The sequence below is a fragment of the Paraburkholderia sp. USG1 genome, assembly GCF_031570135.1.
GTDB lineage: Bacteria > Pseudomonadota > Gammaproteobacteria > Burkholderiales > Burkholderiaceae > Paraburkholderia > Paraburkholderia dioscoreae.
Genome location: NZ_JAMWXW010000006.1, coordinates 16,468 through 35,515, shown reverse-complemented (window position 1 = coordinate 35,515; position 19,048 = coordinate 16,468). Strand labels below are relative to the sequence as shown.

Below are 19,048 nucleotides of genomic sequence, written 5' to 3'. Positions count from 1 at the left end.
GATTTCGGTACTTGAGCAATACAACCGGTCATCCAGTTTTACTCTCTACTAATTCGTAGCTAGTTGAAAAACGGCCACCAAAGACCCAGCGCAACGCTGACTATGCTCGACCCTGAGGGGTCATATTATGTGCCGTCGTAAGCGACCGATAGCAAGCGGGGAGCGGTTCTTCTGTAAGCTAGATATTCGCCAGCTAATGGTTTTCTACAATGTCAGGCAAAGCCCACGTCTTATCGAAAAACGGCTGGGTTGGACCATACCAGCGGAAATAAGCAAACCAGCCTTGGCCCGGCAACGTCTTCACCCAGTTGCTGCCTACGCCCGCCGGCGCTTGTGGCCCGAAATAAATATCCACCGATCCGTCAGCTTGCATCTGCAACTTGTCTTTACTCGACACGCCCGCTTTCATCGTATCGGTAGCGATCATCGAGCGTGTCAGATTATCGTAGACAGTGACCGCCCAGAACTCCTTGGCCGGAACGTTTGCTGGTACGTGGAGGATGTATTGCTTGCCACCATCCCGCGTTTGCACAGGCTCCTCCTGGATCATGCGGGCGAGCCGGCCATAAAAAGTACTATCGAATGCGACGGTGCCGTCGAATAATTTCCCGGCCATGTCGACGAAGCGTTGCTCAGGTGGATGAGAGCGCGACGCAAGGGGATAAAGCCTCAGCCGCTTTACCAGCAGGATGGCCTTTGTTACGTCAGAGTCAGACGATGTGGCAGGGATCGCACGGAATAGCGCATATCCGTTATAGGTGGCGGGGCGCAGTGGAATGTAGCCCGACGGGATCGTGCCTTTGTAGCCAGGTGGGAGGATGAGGTACTTGCCGCCCTTTGTCGCGGCTTCTATGCGTGATCGGCTTCAGACGCCAGTTGCGATCGATGAACTTCACGATCGACGCATGATCCCACGTACTGGTGCACAACACGTCCACCGCGCGAGTATGGCGACACGACGATCATCGGAATGCGCGGGCCATCGCCGAAAAAGTCGAGCGGCTCGATGTAGCCGGAATCGTAGTAGCCACCGCCTTCGTCAGTCGTGGCCCGTCTCATGAAAAGGTATCAGGCAGAGTTCGGCAATGAAGCGACATCCGCGTCGGAAACGAAACGTCCACATGCGCGTTGCCTGCAGATATCCAGTTCTACGAAGACCTGCAGCGCAACATTGCGTAGCGCCGACGACGATTGGCATCGGGATACGCCGTTGGCATTCGGATCGGTACACTCTTGTCGTTCAATGACCAAACGGACTGGCGGAAATGTCGAGTTGGTGCGCAATACGACCAGTCTGATATGGAAACTATAGCCACCGTCTCCTGTATCCGCGTCGTTGTCCTCTTCGTCATGACTTTCCCACTAAGGCGTGGCAGCATGCATGGGCGCCCGCTCGCAACGGAGATGCCTTCGTTGTGTGTGTGTGTTGCGAGATCGCGACACCGACAGGTGATAGCGGCAAAGATGAGATTGACCCTCGGGCGGTATTTTTGTCGGATCCTAATTCCGATCTGTTCCGCCATTTCATGGGGGTAGATCTGGGGGTAACTTGGGGATGCCACATCGGGAGATCCTTATGCGGCGCCTCCAAGCCGGCGCAATGTGACTCCGACCCGGCCCACCATAGATTTCAGCAGTTCTCCAGCAAGCCCGTGACGCGGCTTACGCCAACGTGCCCACTTGCGTCGCAAAGGCGTCAAGCGACATAGGCCGCGCGAAGTGATACCCCTGAAGCACGCGCACTCCCTTGCGTTCGAGGTAACGCCATTGCGCCACAGTTTCGATGCCTTCCGCGATCACCTTCACGTTCAGCCGCTTCGCGAGATCGATCACGCAGTCCAGAACCGGTTGCGCCACTGTATTGTCGGCGACACTTGAGATCAGGCTTTTGTCGACTTTCAAGAGATCGACACTCAGATCGTTCAGCAGCGAAAGGTTTGCGTGGCCCGTGCCGAAGTCGTCTATCGCAATACTGACGCCGAGACTGCGCAAGCTCGCAAGCGAATCGCGCATGGCGTCGTCCAGCACGAAAAGCTCGCGCTCCGTCAGTTCCAGCACGAGCCGAACATCCGAGTGCCGAAGGATATGCAGAAAGCGGCGACAATCCTCGATCAGACCTCCCCCGATGAGTTGCGTAGGAGACACGTTGAAGCTGACATGGAATCCCAGAGGAAGATCGACGGCATTGAGCGCCCTGGCAACCGAAGTCGTCAGTTCCCGCGTAAGCGGCACGATGAATCCGGATTCCTCCGCGATCGGGATGAACTGGTCGGGCGACACGAAACCCTGGTTGCCGCGTTTCCAGCGCGCGAGAATCTCGGCGCCAATCCATTCGCCGCTCTGCGCGTCGACCAGCGGCTGCAGGTAGGGCGAGAACTCACCCGCCAACAGCGCGTCGCCAAATACCCTGTTTGCGTTTCGGGGCTTGCTGGCAAACCACCAGAATAGCGAGGTCGCGAGGGCCGATACGGCGACGATCGCAGCCTGCCAGAGCGCGAAGCGATGTAGGGGATCGAAGACAGAATTCTTCCGGCTGTATCCCGCGTGGATTTCCAGCGGATAAAGCATCGAATTCGCTACGGCCGACTTCATTCCGTCGGCGGCGCTACCGTTCGCCAGTACACCCTCCGGGCTCAACCAGACGTCGCCTACGCGAAGCATCGCGGTTCCGGCGGGGTCGAACGTCTTTAGCACCTTGATCAAATGGCGGCCATCGATGGCAACCAGGGCCGCACCGTTGTGCGTGGCCCTGCGCAGCACGAGCAGCGACGAATCGGGCGTGACACGATTGAAAGGCAGTAGTTCCAGCGTGCCGTTCGCAAACGTGTTCGGATCGGTTGCTTCGTGGACGTCTCCGACCAGAGACGAGCAGTACAGGACGCCCTCGGGGTCCACGAGATTCGCCGAGCGCACGTAAGGCCGCGATTGAACCTCCTCGCGCAGACGGAGCACCGCGCGGGAGCACGGCTGCCCCGCGAGTGTGAGCGTTTGTGTGGCTGCGTCGGAGGCCTGGTCGACCATCTTCTCGATCTCGTCGAGAATGCCGCGACTGCCGTCAGCCGCCTGTCTGTCCAGACGCGAGCCGATAACGAGTAGCTGAATTGCAATTCCAATGGTCGCGACGAGCAGAAAAATGGAAACGGCAACCGGAATGCGTAGGGAGCGCGCGATGCGCGGCAGGGCAATGGGGTTCATCATCAAATCCTTGTCTGTATGAAGCCAGAAATTGCGGGCTAGCCGCGTGCGCCGTGCATTGTCCGGGCACTTCCTTCTAATCGCTCAGACGTACGTTCTGCGTATAGAGTGCTTCGAGCATTGAAGAGTCGTGAGCGGAGTTGCGGCTTTCGTCGAGGGGAGCGGCGCGAGCGACACGACGCTATGCGCTACCGCTACCGCTACCGCGCCGACTTGCGTTGGCTAACTTCATCTATTGATAGTCGACCAGCACCAGCATGGCGCCATTCACCGTGCCGGCCGTGACATTGGCTGCCGTCTTGATGTACGACGCCTGGTAAGGCACGGTATACGACCCGCCGGTGGTTTTGTTATAGGCATTGAGTTTGATCGACGTGTTGAATGTCACGGGTGTACCGTTTGCATCTGCAATTCTTACGCGAACGCCCGTTGCGCTCGAGTCGGCGCTGAGTGGCAATGCGCCTGGGTAGCCGGTCACTTCAGTGCCGACCGGTATGAGGCTGTAGCCCACCCGATTGAAGCCTGCTGGGCAATTGTTGAGGCGAATACTGAAACTCTGCGCGCCCTGAACGGTGCCTGCGCTGCCGAATTTCTTGAGCCCTGCTGTCGGCAACGTGACGAGCTGATCTGGAACCGAACAGGTTCCATCGATCGTCTGAACCGTTGCTGCAAGAAAGATCTGGTACATAGAGCTTCCAAAACGGATGATGAAGTACGCAGGGGAGGGGGTAGAGCCATTTGCTTTCAATGGGCCGCCGATGATCTGCTGTCCGTTGGCGACCAACTGGATCTCTATGGGACTCGTGATGACCAGGTTCGGTGTTACCGCGCCATCGGTTATCTGCTTCCCGTTGACGATCAATCGGGTCGAAAGGCCCGTGACCGTAGTCAGAACGTTTGGGCCGGGGACTCTTTGACCTCCGCCGTACTGATACAACTCCGCGTAGGTCAGCGTGCAGCTCGTTGAATAGCACAGCTGTTGCGGCGTGAGGTAGTCGCGCGCGACTACCGTACCGGCGGCGACGCGTGCGGGCACAGTAATCGTCGACTGTCCGAATGCATACTGGGCGAATGCCGGCGACGAAAGTGCGGCCATGAGTCCTATGGCTGCCAGGCTGTTTCTTGCCCAGCGAACACGTGCGGTCCGCGCGGCCAATGAGACTGCCGACACCACAATGGAAAGGAATCTGTTCATGCTGAGGGTTTCCTGTCTGTTGAACTTGCAACAATCCTGAGGATCGCTGTCGATAGACAACGAGCGTTTCATTCCGCGGAAGGCTTGCTGGCCGCGCTGATCGGCAATGGCCTGCAGGTTGTTTCAATCGTCTGATAGCCGTGCACGGAGTTGCCGTCTTTGGTCGGGGCCAGCGTGTACGGCACGGCGCATGACATACCGCTGTCATTGGTCCAGCGCACCGTCAACGTGCCCTGAGTTTCGAGCCCGCGCGCGAGGATCCGGCCGCCCTGACCGACCACGCCCACTTCCTTGCCGGACTCGTCCAGAACCGGTGCGCCGAACGGCAGTGCTTCGCCATTGGCTTGACGCACAGTGATCAGCGCCGTGCGCCCAACAGCGGTCTGGAACTTGATCAGCGGGACGGCACCGGCACGCGGCGCCACCTGCTGCGACGTGACACGCAGTTCGACATCGAGCGGCAGTCCGGACGGGTCGAGTTCGATTTCGTTCAGCGAATACGGCGTGAGCGTCGGCGCGATGGCATAGCCACGACTGTCCACGCGTACCCCTTGCGAGTTGAGAACCCGCGCGCCCGCCGCGCCGGGAGCCTCGACGATGGCGAAGGTATCGGACAACGGTTGCGACAACGTGATACCGCCCGGATGTGCGACCACTGCGCCACGCACGCCGATCGAGCCCTGCTGATAGTGCTGGCCTGCGCCTGCACTTCCGGTCAACTCCGCATACGGCGCGCGGTAGACGAGCGTGCCGCTTCCGTCGGCCGACGAGCCGCCGGTTTGCGACGCATAGTTGCCCGTCATGCTGTAGAACAGCGTGTCGTCGCGGCCAGTGCTGCCCGACAGCGTTGCCTGGCCGCGGGCGTTGCCGTGGTCGTCGAACGTCACGCTGGAGGATGCGATGACCGGCTTTGTCTTGCCGAGCGGGATGCTGACGCTCGCGTAGAACGTCGTGTTCCTGCTGTCGAGGCTGGTGTTTTCGCGCGTCACCGACAGCTGATAGCTGAGGTTGCGGAACACGTTCGAGTACGCGGCGGAATAGGTCAGGTCCGACCCGTGACGGTTCCAGTAATTGCTCGCCGACAACGTCATGCCGAAGCGACCCGCGCGTCCGCCCAGATCCTGATTGACCGACAGCGAAGCGCGGCTGCGCTGGCGAGCAATATCGCTCGCCAATCCGCCGTCGCGGACGCGCTCGCGCGCCAGCATGGCATCGTTGAGACCGAAGAAGCCGCCGGTAGAGTATCTGTATGCCGCAATAGCGATATCCGTGGACGTCTGCGTAATCGACTTCGAGTAGCTGATCCGCGCACTGGTCCCGTTATAGCGCTTCTCTCCCGGCACGGACGTCATTGCCTGCGTGACGTCCAGTCCCCACGCGCCGAATGAAGTATTCAGGGCGGTGCCCAGCACGAACGACATGTAACCCTGCGCGGCGGTCATGCCACCGTAACCGGTTATCAGGTTTGTGATGCCTTGCCGCCATGTGCTCTGCATGAACACCGGATTGCTGTCGCCTTGCGATGGCCGGACGGTGCCGGCCACGAAGCTATAGCGGTGCGTACCGGGACGCAATGCGAGCGGAACCGCCGCATATGGCACCGAGAAATCGTGGGAGGAACCATCGGCTTCCTTGACCGAAACGTTCAGGTCGCCGCCGTAGCCCGTGGCATACAGATCGTCGATCTCGAATGCGCCCGGCGCGACCGTCGCTTCATAGATCTTGACGCCGTTCTGCGTGATCGTGACGCGCGCATTGCTCCTCGCGATACCCCGGATGATCGGCGCGTAGCCGCGCATGGAGTCGGGCAACATCCGGTCATCCGTCTCGAACTTGATGCCGCGAAACTGGGTGGAATCGAAAAGATCGCCAGACGTATAGGCTTCGCCGACCGTCAGTTGCGAGGTGAGGGACGGCATGTCGCGCTGAACATACGTCGCGATGTCCTGATAGCGCGCGCCGGCGCCGTTCGCCCAGCTATACGATCCTTGATGACGGAAATGCCAGTCGCCCAGATTGAACCCGGCCGTCAGCCCCGCAAAGCCCTGCGATGTCGAAGGTCCACCGTTGTTGCGGGTGGCATACACGTCCGCGCTGTAGTTCAGCAGGCCGGTGGTCACGCCGGAATCCCACCGATCCGGGCTGACATAGCCCCGCGGCGTCCTGCGCAGCGCGCTTTGCGGGATGCTGAGCGAGAGACGCTGATCGTCGAATGCGAAGGCGGTGCTTGCGTCTGCGATGATCTGCGGAAGCTCGATGCACGCCTCGCTCGGCTTCCGGTCTCGCACGTCGACCGGCAGCTTCTGCAGATCGACGCCGAGGCTCTCGAGGAGCACTGCACCGAAGCACGGCTGCGCATCCTTCTTACCCCCTACCTGGCGAAACGTGATCTGGGTGCGCGTAACGTTGTTGCCGTTGACATAGACATCGACGCTGTATTCGCCTGGCAATACGATATTGCCCTTCTCGAAACGGGTAAGGTCGATGCTGCCACCGCCAGTATGGGCAAGAAAGCCGCTATCGAACTGAACGTCGTCGGATGCGGAAGGCGTGGGTGCTGCATCGGCCGATACGTGCCAGAACAGAAGCGCGGACAGTACGGCAAGATAGAGCGGGTCGAGTCGCGGCACCCGACCACCGTCGAGGCCACCATGGCGGGAAGATAACGTCATGTTGATCCTGTATTGTTTCTTGAGACTGGCAACGTCGGGTGGAAGGCAATGCGTGCCGCGTAGTCGAGCAAGGGCGAACACCCGCCTGCCGGGCGCGTTCAGCGCCAGCAGGAACGAATTAGCGAAACAGAAATGGACTAGGGCAAACGCTCTGGCGCAGTACGTGTTAGCGCTGCGTGCTGCCGTTGGCGACCTGGGCCGGTGTTGCGGGGCGGATGACACCCCAGTCGTCGATGCTGCTGTAGGTCACAGTCGTGCCGTTCGACGCAACCGAAGAGAGTCCGGGAACCGGAAAGCGAGCCACGCCTTTCGCCAGAACGTATTTGGGCTCGATTTCGTATTTGCGTCCCGCCACCTCAAGCTCGACGCTGCCCAGATTCACGACATACGAACTGGGATTGGATGCGGTCAACTCATAACCTTCCGCTCCGTCGCGACGAGCAATCTCCCACGTCAGTTGCCTCGGGGCTTCCTCTGCGGTCCCTGGCAGTCCACCAGGCCGATACATCACCTTGATCCGCGAACGAAATGCCAACTGGATCCTGTTCGCTGCATCCTCGCCGCTCGCTTTGGGCGGTACTTCCAGCACGTTCAGCCAGAACAGCGATTCCTTGTCCCTGGGCAGAGGCTCGCCGGCATAGACCATGCGCAACGTCTGACCCTTGTCCGGATCGAGACGGAACATCGACGGCGTCAGGACGAACGGCACCTGGATTGATTCCGGCGCGGCTTTCTCGTCGCCGGTGTCCATCCACGTCTGAACCAGTGCCGGAGCCTTCCCGTCGTTGAAGAGCTTCACTGTTACTTCACGGCTGTCGCCGGGAAAAACGACCCGTGTACCGGTGATGACGACACTTGCTTCCGCCGTGCTGCCCAGAACGATTGCGCCCAGAGCCAGCATGGCGAATACTTTTGATATCCATTGACTCATTTGCTTATTCCTTTCTGACTGACTGACTGGCCGGGCGGATTCCGCGAGCGCGGAACCGCCCGGCGTATGTGCCGAACCGATGTCGCCGGCCGGCACGCTCGGAGTTACTGATAGCTCAGCGAGTACTGAATGCGCGAGTTCGCCGCTCCGGCCGTTGCCTTGCCCGTGGCCACGTATTCCGCGAAGTACTGCAGCGATGCACTGCCGCCATTCAGATCCACCGTCTGCGAGTTCTGCTGGCCGGCCGGTGCGCCAGCGACGATCGGGCTTTGCGCGTTGTTGAGAAGGCGAATTCGAACGTTCGTTGCGCTGGTCGCGCCTTCGGTGGCGACGAGATTGATCTGGCCCGTCGATTGGTCGACCGTGTCGCCGGCCTCGAAGAAGGCTGCGACCTTCGTGGAGTCGCCGGTGCAGCCGCTCAGGTTGATCGAAAACGGTGTGCGACCCGCGGCGTTGCCCGAACTGCTGAGCGCGGCGACCGAGACGCTCGGCAGCGTCACCGTCATGTTGTTCGTACCGGTCGCACCGCCGCCCGCCGAAATCGTGCAAGTGGTTGCCAGTACCTGGCCGTTGAAGGTGATCTGACCGTCTGCTGCCATTGCAGTGTGAGCCGCTGCCGCAATAGAAAGGACTGCAAATGTCTTGATGAGGTGATTCGCTTTGAATGTCATATTCTCTTTACCTTTTACGATATGTATTCGTATAATGGGATTCACTCGCAAGGAGTGAGCGGCGGATCGCTGTTGTGCTACTGCGCCCGTCGAAAACAATTTTGACGGCTTTGGCTTTATCGCGATATCGGACTGAAACGAAATGCTGCCGCTGGCTTGTAGTACTCGTACTAAAGCTCTGGGAAAGAGCGTTTCGTGGGCCCATGCAATTCGTAACCTGCTTTGCGGATCCCGCGGATCCGGGGAATGCCAGAAAGGCTGTCAGTGCTGATGAACGCGAAGGACGTGGCAGTAGCCGGTAACATTGCGTGAAGGTCAAGTACGGCGGGTTCAACAATCGTGTACTGGCCTGGCGCGTCCGTGTGGACGGGCCGGTAAGGTGAGGCCGCACTGTCGTTTCAACTCATCTCGCGTCGAGGTCCTGATGCATCGCGCGCGTAGAGGCCGGGTTTTCCGGCTGAATGACTAACGGCGCGATCTCACGCTCCCTGCTCAGCATGAACGAAATCAGTTCGATATCGTTTGAAGCGCCGAACTTGCGCATTGCACTTCGCTTGTGCGAACTGATTGTCTGCTTGCTGCGCTTCAGATAAGCCGCAATGTCCGTGACCGTGTTTCCGGACGCGAGGAGCCTCATGACTTCGGCTTCTTTCGGAGAGAGTTCGGTTGCCGTATGAATTGCGCCGCTGTGGACATTCGACGCAATCGATCGGATGGTCGGCGAATGGTAGTTGCCTCCCGCAACGGTGGCATGGATTGCGGTGATAATGTGTCCCGTCGCATCGGCCTTGCTGATGACGGACAGATTGCCTTGAGAGGCGAGGGTTCGTACCACCGCGCGATTGTTCATCGTCGTCAGCACGACTATGCCGATATCTGGAAAATTCCTTTGCAGATAGCCAAAGAATTCCAGGCCATCACGATATTTACCTTCGGGTAACGTGTATTCGCAGATCACGACGTCGCATGCCACATGTTGCAGCAGTTCGACGATCTGCGTCGAGTTCCGGCAGGTTCCTACGAGTTCTATCTGGCCGGCATGCTCAAGGACTTGTTGCAGTCCGATCAGAACCGCGGGGTGATCGTCGGCAATCGCAACGCGGATGGAGAAATGGTTCATGCAATGGTATCCGTTGATTGAGGCGGCGCGCGGCATGAAGCCGGGTGCCTGAGGCTCCAGACGGCGGACTGGGCGGTTGGGCAATTGGGTCGCCGTGCAAACGTCGGTTCGCCTGGGTACTACGCGCTCGCCGTCACTGTTCGGGTGCCTCTGGTTTGCGCCGGGAGACGTTTCAGCCCGAAGACCAATACCGTTGGGAAGGCAACCAAAATCAGTTTATAAATACCGGAAGATTACAGATATCATACAAGTAAGCTATTTCGTCGCTTTTCAGTCGTACTAGTACGAAAGTGAAAAGGAAGCGTATGAAAATCGGGCGGAAGTCGAGATGATTCACGCTCCGCGCGTTCGAGTACGTGGGGTGTGACGAGCGCGGAAGGCGCGCTTATTTGTCTTTAGTGGAGGGAGAAGCGATCAGCCCGCTTTCGATTGCATAGCGGATGAGTTCGACGTCGTTCGCCACGCCGAGCTTTCGCATCGCGGTGGTCTTTTGGGTGCTGACGGTCTGTTTGCTGCGATTGAGCCGCCTGGCAATGTCCGTCATGGAGAGCCCGGAGGCGAATAATCGCGCGACCTCGAGTTCGCGCGGCGAAAGCGGCTGTTGATCACCGGTCGTCTCGCTGTTGTTCACGACTTGCTCGATGGTAGGTGAGAGATACGAACCGCCGGCATAGCTGCTATGAATCGCCGTGATGATGTGACCGGTCGCGTCGGACTTGCTCAAAATGGAGGTCACGCCGGCCGAGATGAGTGCACGTATGACCGCCGGACTGTCCATTACTGTGAGCGCGATGATGCCGACTTTCGGGAAATGGCGCCGCAGGTATTCGAAGAGCACGAGTCCGTCGCCGTACTCGCCGCTCGGCATCGCGTAGTCGGAAATGACCACGTCGCAAGTTTGCTTCTGGAGCGCCGCGATCAGTTCGGTCGAATTCTGGCAGGTCGCGACGATCTGTATCGTGCTGACCGGCTCCAGCGCATGAACGAGGCCACCCAGTACAGTAGGATGGTCGTCGGCGATCACGACTTTTATCGAAAACTGGTTTCCGGCGCTCATCTTTTCCCCGCCCCGCATTTATGCCGATTACGATTCAGGGCCTGCAAACGCGGCCTTTCGCCTCGCCACGACGTCATCTTTGGATCATACCAGGAGAGTTCGCCCGTAGGGCGATTGAATGCCAGCCGGATATCCGCCATGCCCTGGTTCGGGGCCCGATCTGTTTGCGTTCGCCGTGCGAGCCGCAGCGTCGTCTGCGCGCCGGCGACAAAACCAGCCTGATATTTTTTAGCCATGCGCCCATCGTCGTCTCCTGATTTGCTTGCGCGGTTCCGGGTTCATCAGCGGATCATTCTGTTCATGGGGGCGGCGGCACTGACGCTCTTCATTCTGCTGGCTTTCGCGCTGAGTCTCGCCGGCTACGTTCGCGAGGATCTGAATGACGAACGGCAGACGTTCCAGCGCGATCTGGGACGCGTCATGGACATTGTCTGGGCGAGCGAGACCCGTGTTCGTATCGTGGCGGCGGGCGTCGAAACCGTGTCGAAGAGCAGTGGCGCTGCGGACGCGGCCGACGTGAGCGCATTCGAAGGGCAGGGCGGCCGCCTGGTATTTGCCTCGGGCCCGGATTCCCGCGGCGCCTTGATCGTCCGGCTTTCTCGCGAGGAAAGCATGGACGGTGAAAGGATCGGCCGCTTCCTTGCCATCGCTAAAGCCACCGCCGGTTCGGGTAGCAACCTGGTGAAGACAATGAACGATGCGGTGGGACTGCCGTGGGGACTCAGCGGCTACATCGCGACACCCACGGCCTCGGCGGTCGCTATCAGCCCATTGCCCGATCTGTCGAACCCGCAAATACAGTCCGCCATTGCGGACACGGCACGCCTGTTGGCCTATTACGCGGCAGGACTGGCGAACCTCGCTTCATGGGCCGCTGCGCAGCAGAGCCGCACCAGGCAATTACGCTGGCTGCGTCCGCAGGTCGATCCGCTCAGCGGAAAAACGCTGCTCCGCATCCTCGCGCCAGTCAGTGCGAACGGTCGCCCGTTCGGTGTGGTGGCCGGCGTATTCAGCCCGCAGCGATTGATCGACCGACTGGAGCCCGGCAGTTTTTCCGGCGCCTACTGGATCCTCGACGAACGCTCCGAGCCGGTGACGAGCAGTGCATCCGGTCAGTTGAGTTCGTCGGAACGGGACTACGTGATGGCACACTGCCAGAAGCCCGCTTCTGCCACGCAAGACATCACGGACACGTTCCACGACGGCAAACTGTCGATCTGCGCGCCACTCGGCAACACGGGATGGAAACTGGCCTATTCGTTGCCGGGGCAGGTCATTGCCGGCCGCGTGGCGCGGGATATCGCAGGATCGGCCATCGCCACGGGCCTTGCGATTATCCTGTTGTGGACCTTCGTCCTGCTGTTCAACCGCAAGATCCTCGTGCCTCTGTTCGAACGCTCGGAGCGTGTCTTCGACAGCGAACATCTGAGTCGGACCCTGATCGAAACCGTGCCGGTCGGGCTGGCGCTCGTCAACGCCGACAACCATACCGTGCTGCTGGAGAGCGCGCACATGCAGGCGCTCGAAAAGCGCGTCGCGGCGGCAGGCGATGTGTTGATCGGCGGCATGCTCAAGCAGCACGCGCCAGCGGCCTTCCGGGCCTCGCGCGGCGACGCGGCGACAACCTCCGATGTCGAACTGCATCTGCCAAGCGGCGAAGGCTCCACGATCGACATCGCAGCGAAATTGACTCCGTCGTTTTACGAGGGGCAACCGGTTATCGTGGCAGCCTTATCGGATGTCACGGCCGAGCGTCAGCTGGCGCGCGAGTTGACTGCCGCGCGGCACGCGGCGGACAGCGCGAATGCCGCAAAGAGTGCATTTCTCGCGTCGATGAGTCATGAAATCCGCACACCGCTGAACGCGATTCTTGGACATCTCGAACTGCTCGAACGGCTGCCGCAGGCGGCGCCTGTCGTTGCGCGCGTGCGGACCGTTGCGTCGTCGTCGCGGGCATTGCTGCAGATTCTCAACGATATTCTCGATTTCTCGAAGGTCGAAGCGGGCGAGATGAGTTTCGAATCGATCCGCTTCGACGCGGCGGATCTGGTCCGGCAGGCAACCTCGATGTTCATGCCGCTTGCGCAACGCAAAGGGCTGGCACTCACGCATACCATCGATGCGGCTCTGCCGCGCTATTACCTGGGTGATCCGGGGCGAATCCGCCAGATGGTCGTCAATCTGCTTAGCAACGCCATCAAGTTCACCGACCGGGGAAGCGTGTCGATCGAGGTGAGCGCCGGCAAAGGCAACCCGGCGATACCGCTCGTGATTCGCGTGACGGATACCGGGATCGGCATTCCTGCGAAACGTCAGGCACGCGTGTTCGATGCGTTCGATCAGATCGATGCGTCGATTACTCGCCGTTTTGGAGGCACGGGACTGGGGCTGGCGCTCTGCAAGCGAATCGCCGAGGGTATGGGCGGCACGATCGAGATGAGCAGCGAAGAGGGCCAAGGCAGCATCTTCACGGTGACGCTGCCGCTTCGGCACGGCGACGATACAGCACCCGCCCACGAAGGCGACTCGCAAACGGCGGACGAGGCAACCGACACGCGCGGCATCCATGTCCTCGTGGCGGAAGACGACGAGGTGAACCGTGAGTTGATCCGCGATCAGCTCGACACACTGAGCTACACGAGCGATATCGTGGAGAACGGTCTGGTCGCGCTGCGCAAGTTCAACGAGCGGCACTACGATCTCGTATTCACCGATCTTGGAATGCCGGTGATGGACGGCTACACGTTCGCGCAATGCCTGCGCAATCAGGGAGCGCGCACGCCGATCATCGCGATCACAGCCGACGTCACGGCTGCCGATTCGCGGCGCTTTCGCGAGGCGGGAATATCGGGCGTGCTGCTCAAGCCGATGTCGCTCGCGTCGATCGATGCCGCGGCGCGGCGCTATCTCTGGCTCGGGGCTCATCCCCGGGCCGCGGCTGCCATCGACGCGGCGGCGGGGCGCTCGGCCCCTGCGTTGCCGGACAACTTGCGCGCCACTCTGGAGCGGCAGACCGCTGATTCGCTGGCGGTATTGAAGAGCGCGATGGCGCAAGGCGACTGGGGCGCGGTATCGTCGCGGGTTCATTCGATCAAGGGTGGTTTTGCGATGCTGCACGCCGAAGACGTGGTGGAAGCATGCACACGGCTGGAGAAAATGCTCGACGGCGAAGCAGACGCCGCGGCCGGCGACTTGCAGCATACGCTCGGCGAGGTGCAGGAACGCATTGCCTCGGCACTCGATAGAATGGCGCGGGCCGGGGAATCCGGGCAGAGCGGTGCGCGCAGCTGAATGAGAACCAATGGCCCTTCAACGATAGCGCGCAGCATTATCGCGTCAATCCGGAAAGCGGCACAGTCGAATCAATATCGGGCTATTAGCCAACAGGATTGCGACCTATCCGGATTAACGCGTTAGAGCTTATCAATTACAGGTAGGTAACGACTGCGATTATCCGCGGACTCTTCGTCGTATCAATGGCTGGCAAACGAACCGATTGTGACTGTTGGGTTAACCTGAACGTGCGCAACGGGGTTTGACTGGACGTATTCATGAAAGCGACGCTGCCAGCAGCGGGACGGGGACATGTCATATTGAAACGCGCCTGACTCGACGCATTGTCGCTCATGCTCAGCGAACAGGGTGGCTCGACGATCATTCCGCTGAAGCGGATGACACCGCTCGCCTGAGCGCTCCCAACGGAGCACACGAAGAGCAAAGAGGTGGCTAGTAGACAGTGTGAGACGATCGAACGTCGTGCCATGAGAAACCTCCGCAAAGTGAGGTGGATCGCGGCAATCGAAACTGCTTGCCTCGCGATCGCAATTAGCCGCTATACATGGAAAAATAAAGTCATGCCAAAAAGATAAAGGGTTAATTGAAAAGCCGGGAATTTCCGTTAATGGACATCCCGGTTGAATTGAGGATATACGTTTCGCCATATCAATGCAAGCAGACACAATCGCATGCATCGAATGAGGCATGCCATGTGAATAAAATGCCAATACGTATATTTCGGTGTATCAATGCCCCCGGACACGCGACCATGTATATTGAACGCGCGTTGCGCCGGCATCGTCTGTTGTGACGTCAGGTGTGAAAAGAGTCCAGTGCATTCGGTAAACCGCGGAGACCGAGATGGTAAACACGTATGACGACGAAAGTCGGAGTTCCTGGCATCGCTTCGGATGCGGTTGTCAGAACGCGCTGACGCACAACATTTGCCGCCGTATCAGTGAGACGGTTTCGCGCCACTCGGCAGGTCATGACTTCGAATCCGGTTTCGCAGCGGGCGGCCACAGCATGGCCGACCCGGTCTTCTCTCCGGCGGCGGCGGCCGGCCCCGTCGTCCTGAGAGGCGCGCGGATCTTCGACGGAACTTCCAGCATTCTGCACGAGGGGCACGACCTCGTCGTAAACGGCAACCGGGTCGAGGACCTGGTTCCCACAGGACAAGATGTCGGCGGCGCGCAGGTGATCGATTGCGTGGGGCACGTCATCATGCCCGGGCTGATCGACGCGCACTGGCATTCGATTCTTGCCGCCGTTCCACTGAGCGTGGCAATGACGGCCGACATCACGTATATCTATCTTCTGGCGGCGCAGGAAGCCGAGCGCACCATCTTGCGCGGCTTCACCACGGTTCGCGACGTGGGCGGCCCCTCTTTCTCGTTGAAGCGGGCGATCGACGAGAACCGCGTCGCCGGTCCGCGAATCTTTCCTTCAGGCGCGATGATTTCGCAAACGTCCGGACATGGCGACTTCCGCAGCCGCAGCGAGTTGCCGCGCACCGCATTGTGCTCACTGAGCGCTGCGGAAGTGGCGGGCATATCATCGATCGCCGACGGTGTGCCCGAGATGCTCAGACGGGTGCGCGAACAACTGATGCTCGGCGCGAGCCAGATCAAGATCATGGCGGGCGGGGGTGTGTCTTCCATGTTCGACCCGCTCGATTCCATTCAATACACGGAAGAAGAAATGCGCGCCGCGGTCAACGCGGCATCGGACTGGGGAACCTACGTTTGCGCCCACGTGTACACCTCGGCCGGCATTCGCCGAGCCTTGTCATGCGGGGTGAAGTCCATCGAGCACGGCCAGCTTGCGGACGAAGAGACCGTGCGAAGGATTGCCGATGCCGGCGCCTGGTGGAGTCTGCAGCCATTCCTGGCCGACGAGGACGCCAACCCAAAGGCGACTGAAGCGCAGCGTCTGCAGCAGAAGGCTATCGCGGAAGGGACGGTGCGAGCCTTCGAGCTCGGGCAGAAGCACAACGTGAATATGGCTTGGGGAACGGACGTCCTGTTCAATCCTCCGGGTGCCTTGACGCAAGGCAGGCAGCTTTCGAAACTCAGTCGCTGGTTCGAGAACGTCGATGTCCTGCGGCTCGGCACCAGCCGCAATGCAGAGCTCCTCAGTTTGTCAGGCTTGCGCAGTCCCTATCCCGGCGCGCTGGGTATGATTCAGCCCGGCGCTTTTGCGGACCTCCTGGTCATCGAAGGAAATCCGCTCGAGGACATTTCGCTGATCTCGGAGCCACAAAGGAGCATGAGGATCATCATGAAGGACGGCCGGATCTACAAGAACACCTTGGGTCTGCGGGTTCAATAGGCCGGACGTCCTCCAGCGCCAATGTCGATCTTCTCTTTCCAATTACGCGGTTTGCGACGACATGGCGCGCCGAAGTCCGGCGAATATTGAACGGCTGTGTACCTGGTGCCGCTCGCAACGTCTGCACCACACCTGGTTATGCGCTGCGTTCGATTGCGATCGGGTAAGCGGTCGATGCCGCAATCAGACCGGTGCCTTCGAGAAATGCGTGCCCTTCAGCGACAGGTCGAACATCAGGCCTTCCTTGGTCTCGACAACGCCCACAATGGAATGGCGAGCTGTGTTGGTGTCGAATTTGCCGTTTTCGCCGCTCTTGAAGAAGGCCACGGATCCATCAACGCCGAGCGTCCAGCTCTTGCTGTTACGGAACCGGTCGAGCGCGTTCTGGGTGAGAAACACGAGGGCCACGCTCTTCGATTCGAAGCCGAGTTGTGCACCCACTGAAGCAGCTTTCGCGTTGTAATAGGTGTTCGGTGCGCCGGGGACGTGCTTTCGGTCGGCACGCGGCAAGCATCAGCGACTCGAGCACGAGGCCGATGAACCCGAGTAGCGCGACCGTGCGATGGGCGAGTCGCAGAACAGCCGCACCGATGCGCTCGAGTAGTTCGATCACACCGTTACGCCGTCGTGTAACGGGCTGCCCGGCGACCTTTCCGACGGCGAGCACAACTGCGTCGAGGAGGGCGAGGCGATCATGGTCAAGACCGGTGGCGTCGTGCAACAGGCTTTGCAGACGTTCCGGGCCGAGCACTTGTGCAAGCAACGCAGCACCGGCGGTGTCGTGTCCGCCGAGCCGGGAGAAATCCAGAGAAGTGATTGCGTCCTGCGTGACCCGCTCCACGCTCAGCGCACGCAGCGTGTCGTAATGCGGAAGTGTCCAATTGCCGATGATCGCCAGCACACCCATCACGGATGTATTGAGTCGTTGGGAGGACGGGAAGGACGTATCGGGCATGCTGGTCGAGGGGCCGAAATTCGAATTCGCGCTGCGCTGCATGAGCGAGCTTGAGCCTCCCATCGAAACCCCGCCTGGCCAGAATTTCTCTGCGGGCCGGGTTATCGCTAGGCCAATTGACGCGAGCTTTGCCCCGCTTCCAGGTTGACCAGCGCGCCGAACTTGTCGGCAATCCGTCGAAGCGCTTCCGCAGAGTCGGGAAGCCGCGCCGTCGAGACGCGAAGAAACTCGCCAGTGCGCGGGCCGACGTGGCAACGGCTGCCACTCGCAACCGATATGCCATGCGCGGCGAGCGCGACGATCGCCGTCTCTTCGTGAGGCACCGCCACCCACAGGTTCAACCCGTCGTCACCCTGGGCGCTCATGCCGCGCGCGAGCAACAGATCGCGCAACGCTGAGCGTCGTGCGGCATATCGTTGGCGGGCGTGGTCGACCGCCGCGTTGGTCCGCGTGTCCGTCAAAAGCCACGCCAGCGCACCTTGAAGAATGCGGCTGTTCATCGCGGCGCCAAAACTGCGAAGCTTGCGCGTCCGGTCGATGAGTCGTGACGAGCCGGCGAGCACGCAGGTCCGCAAGTCGATGCCGTAAGTGTTGCAATAGCCGCGTACGAGGAGCGTGCGTTCGGGCAGCAATGCGCCCATGCTGGGTGCGCTGCGCAACGACAGCGGCCCGATGAAATCATCCTCCACGATCTGCGTCTGCGGGCTTTCGTGAAGCAACCGCGCCAGCTCGTCGAGACGTGCAGCGTCGACGGCGTGTCCCAGCGGCACCTGGGCGCGGGGCTGATAGACGAACGCTGCTGGCCGCCGCTCGAGCGCGGTGCGCAGCGACGAAGGCGTGGGGCCGCGCCCGTCGCACTCCACTGCAATGAGCTCGAGGCCGAGCGTCGAACAGATGTCGAGCAGCCGCGGACTCGTGGGCGATTCGATGGCGAGGAGACGCTGTTCGCCCACGGCGGCCTCGATGGCGAGCAGCGTGCCTTCCGTGCCGCTGCCGGCGGTGCTCCACGCCTCGGGCCGGAATGGCCACGTGGGCGCTACGGCGGCAATGAGGCTCGGTATGGCGTGCTCCTTCGACGCGCGATGGGCTGAGGGTTCTCGCGATCCGGCAAGCAGCGCCTGACCGAGATCGGGCAGGAGTGCGTAGTCGATCAGCCCTTGTGCGAGGTCCCACGAATGATCGTCGGGGGAATCGGCACGGGCGGTTTCTCGTGTTCCGGTATCCGTCACCACCGTGCCGCCGCGCCGGCGCGTGTCGATCAGGCCAAGGTCGCGCAGCCGCGACCACGCGCCGGCGACGGTTGCCGGGCTCACGCCGAGCAGCGGCGCCAGTACGCGCACGGTCGGCAGGCGCGCCCCCGCCTGCAGCCGCCCGGTGCGGATCAGGTCGCGGATGCTGTGGACCAGGTCGCCCCCGCCGTCCGTTTGAACATATCGTGCAATCCAGTCCGCCTCCGCCAGTTGGCCGGTTTCGCTCTCCACGCCGTCGGGCGCCGTTTGGTGTTTGGTCATTCAATCATCCGTTGCATGTTCGCTGTCGGTTAATTCGCCGCTGTGCCGCGCCAGATAAGGGAAAAGGGTTCCGCGCAGCGATCTGTGCCGCCGTTTCGAGCCGTTTCGCATCCTCGGGCTTTCTCTCTTCGACA

Annotated in this window: 14 protein-coding genes and 2 pseudogenes; 2 read left to right on the top strand and 14 right to left on the bottom strand. The window is 60.6% G+C overall.

All coding sequences use genetic code 11. The features are described 5' to 3' along the window. Positions 1-193: 193 nt before the first annotated feature. The 11 genes and pseudogenes from NE850_RS09775 to NE850_RS09725 all read right to left on the bottom strand — a co-directional run bounded on the left by NE850_RS09775 (position 194) and on the right by NE850_RS09725 (position 11,077). Complete coding sequence (locus NE850_RS09775; RefSeq protein WP_035517931.1) at positions 194-616, bottom strand: DUF1214 domain-containing protein; 423 nt, start codon at positions 614-616, stop codon at positions 194-196. 102 nt (positions 617-718) lie between these two features. Then, positions 719-793 (bottom strand): annotated as a pseudogene (locus tag NE850_RS09770) (hypothetical protein); the annotation flags it as partial. A gap of 22 nt (positions 794-815) precedes the next feature. Further along, a pseudogene (locus tag NE850_RS09765) lies at positions 816-1,047 on the bottom strand (alkaline phosphatase family protein); the annotation flags it as partial. A 615-nt stretch (positions 1,048-1,662) separates the two neighbouring features. Beyond that, positions 1,663-3,198 (bottom strand): EAL domain-containing protein, encoded by a 1,536-nt coding sequence (locus NE850_RS09760; protein WP_084747803.1) that lies wholly within the window; start codon positions 3,196-3,198, stop codon positions 1,663-1,665. A 229-nt stretch (positions 3,199-3,427) separates the two neighbouring features. Then, complete coding sequence (locus NE850_RS09755; protein WP_007180760.1) at positions 3,428-4,390, bottom strand: fimbrial protein; 963 nt, start codon at positions 4,388-4,390, stop codon at positions 3,428-3,430. A 68-nt stretch (positions 4,391-4,458) separates the two neighbouring features. Then, the gene (locus tag NE850_RS09750; RefSeq protein WP_007180761.1) at positions 4,459-7,062 is read right to left on the bottom strand and encodes a fimbria/pilus outer membrane usher protein; all 2,604 of its coding nucleotides are present in this window, start codon (positions 7,060-7,062) and stop codon (positions 4,459-4,461) included. A 166-nt stretch (positions 7,063-7,228) separates the two neighbouring features. Then, positions 7,229-7,993, bottom strand: a complete 765-nt coding sequence (locus NE850_RS09745; protein WP_007180762.1) for a fimbria/pilus periplasmic chaperone — start codon at positions 7,991-7,993, stop codon at positions 7,229-7,231. Positions 7,994-8,097: 104 nt separating this feature from the next. Beyond that, positions 8,098-8,664: a fimbrial protein gene (locus NE850_RS09740; protein WP_007180763.1), complete on the bottom strand. Its 567-nt coding sequence runs from the start codon at positions 8,662-8,664 to the stop codon at positions 8,098-8,100. Positions 8,665-9,067: 403 nt separating this feature from the next. Beyond that, positions 9,068-9,820, bottom strand: coding sequence for a response regulator (locus NE850_RS09735; RefSeq protein ID WP_232064211.1), 753 nt, complete (start codon positions 9,818-9,820; stop codon positions 9,068-9,070). A gap of 349 nt (positions 9,821-10,169) precedes the next feature. Next, positions 10,170-10,841 carry a response regulator transcription factor gene (locus NE850_RS09730; RefSeq protein WP_035517935.1) on the bottom strand — a complete coding sequence of 224 codons (672 nt, stop codon included), beginning with the start codon at positions 10,839-10,841 and terminating at the stop codon, positions 10,170-10,172. Continuing rightward, complete coding sequence (locus NE850_RS09725) at positions 10,838-11,077, bottom strand: hypothetical protein (RefSeq protein WP_157187814.1); 240 nt, start codon at positions 11,075-11,077, stop codon at positions 10,838-10,840. Before NE850_RS09725 ends, NE850_RS09730 begins: the two co-directional genes overlap by 4 nt. On the opposite strand from NE850_RS09725, the gene NE850_RS09720 reads away from it, so the two are divergent. After that, positions 11,076-14,132 (top strand): ATP-binding protein, encoded by a 3,057-nt coding sequence (locus NE850_RS09720; protein WP_232064210.1) that lies wholly within the window; start codon positions 11,076-11,078, stop codon positions 14,130-14,132. The two genes, NE850_RS09725 and NE850_RS09720, sit on opposite strands and share 2 nt — an antisense overlap. A gap of 1,011 nt (positions 14,133-15,143) precedes the next feature. Beyond that, positions 15,144-16,448: an amidohydrolase family protein gene (locus tag NE850_RS09715; protein WP_035518516.1), complete on the top strand. Its 1,305-nt coding sequence runs from the start codon at positions 15,144-15,146 to the stop codon at positions 16,446-16,448. Positions 16,449-16,631: 183 nt separating this feature from the next. Here the strand turns inward: NE850_RS09715 and NE850_RS09710 are convergent, their stop codons facing one another. The 3 genes from NE850_RS09710 to NE850_RS09700 all read right to left on the bottom strand — a co-directional run bounded on the left by NE850_RS09710 (position 16,632) and on the right by NE850_RS09700 (position 18,914). Further along, positions 16,632-16,847 carry a YSC84-related protein gene (locus NE850_RS09710; protein ID WP_232064207.1) on the bottom strand — a complete coding sequence of 72 codons (216 nt, stop codon included), beginning with the start codon at positions 16,845-16,847 and terminating at the stop codon, positions 16,632-16,634. Continuing rightward, entirely contained in the window at positions 16,810-17,445 is a 636-nt protein-coding gene (locus NE850_RS09705; RefSeq protein WP_157187816.1) for a hypothetical protein, read from the bottom strand. Before NE850_RS09705 ends, NE850_RS09710 begins: the two co-directional genes overlap by 38 nt. 65 nt (positions 17,446-17,510) lie before the next feature. Beyond that, positions 17,511-18,914 (bottom strand): aminotransferase class I/II-fold pyridoxal phosphate-dependent enzyme, encoded by a 1,404-nt coding sequence (locus NE850_RS09700; protein ID WP_165186886.1) that lies wholly within the window; start codon positions 18,912-18,914, stop codon positions 17,511-17,513. Positions 18,915-19,048: the final 134 nt, after the last annotated feature.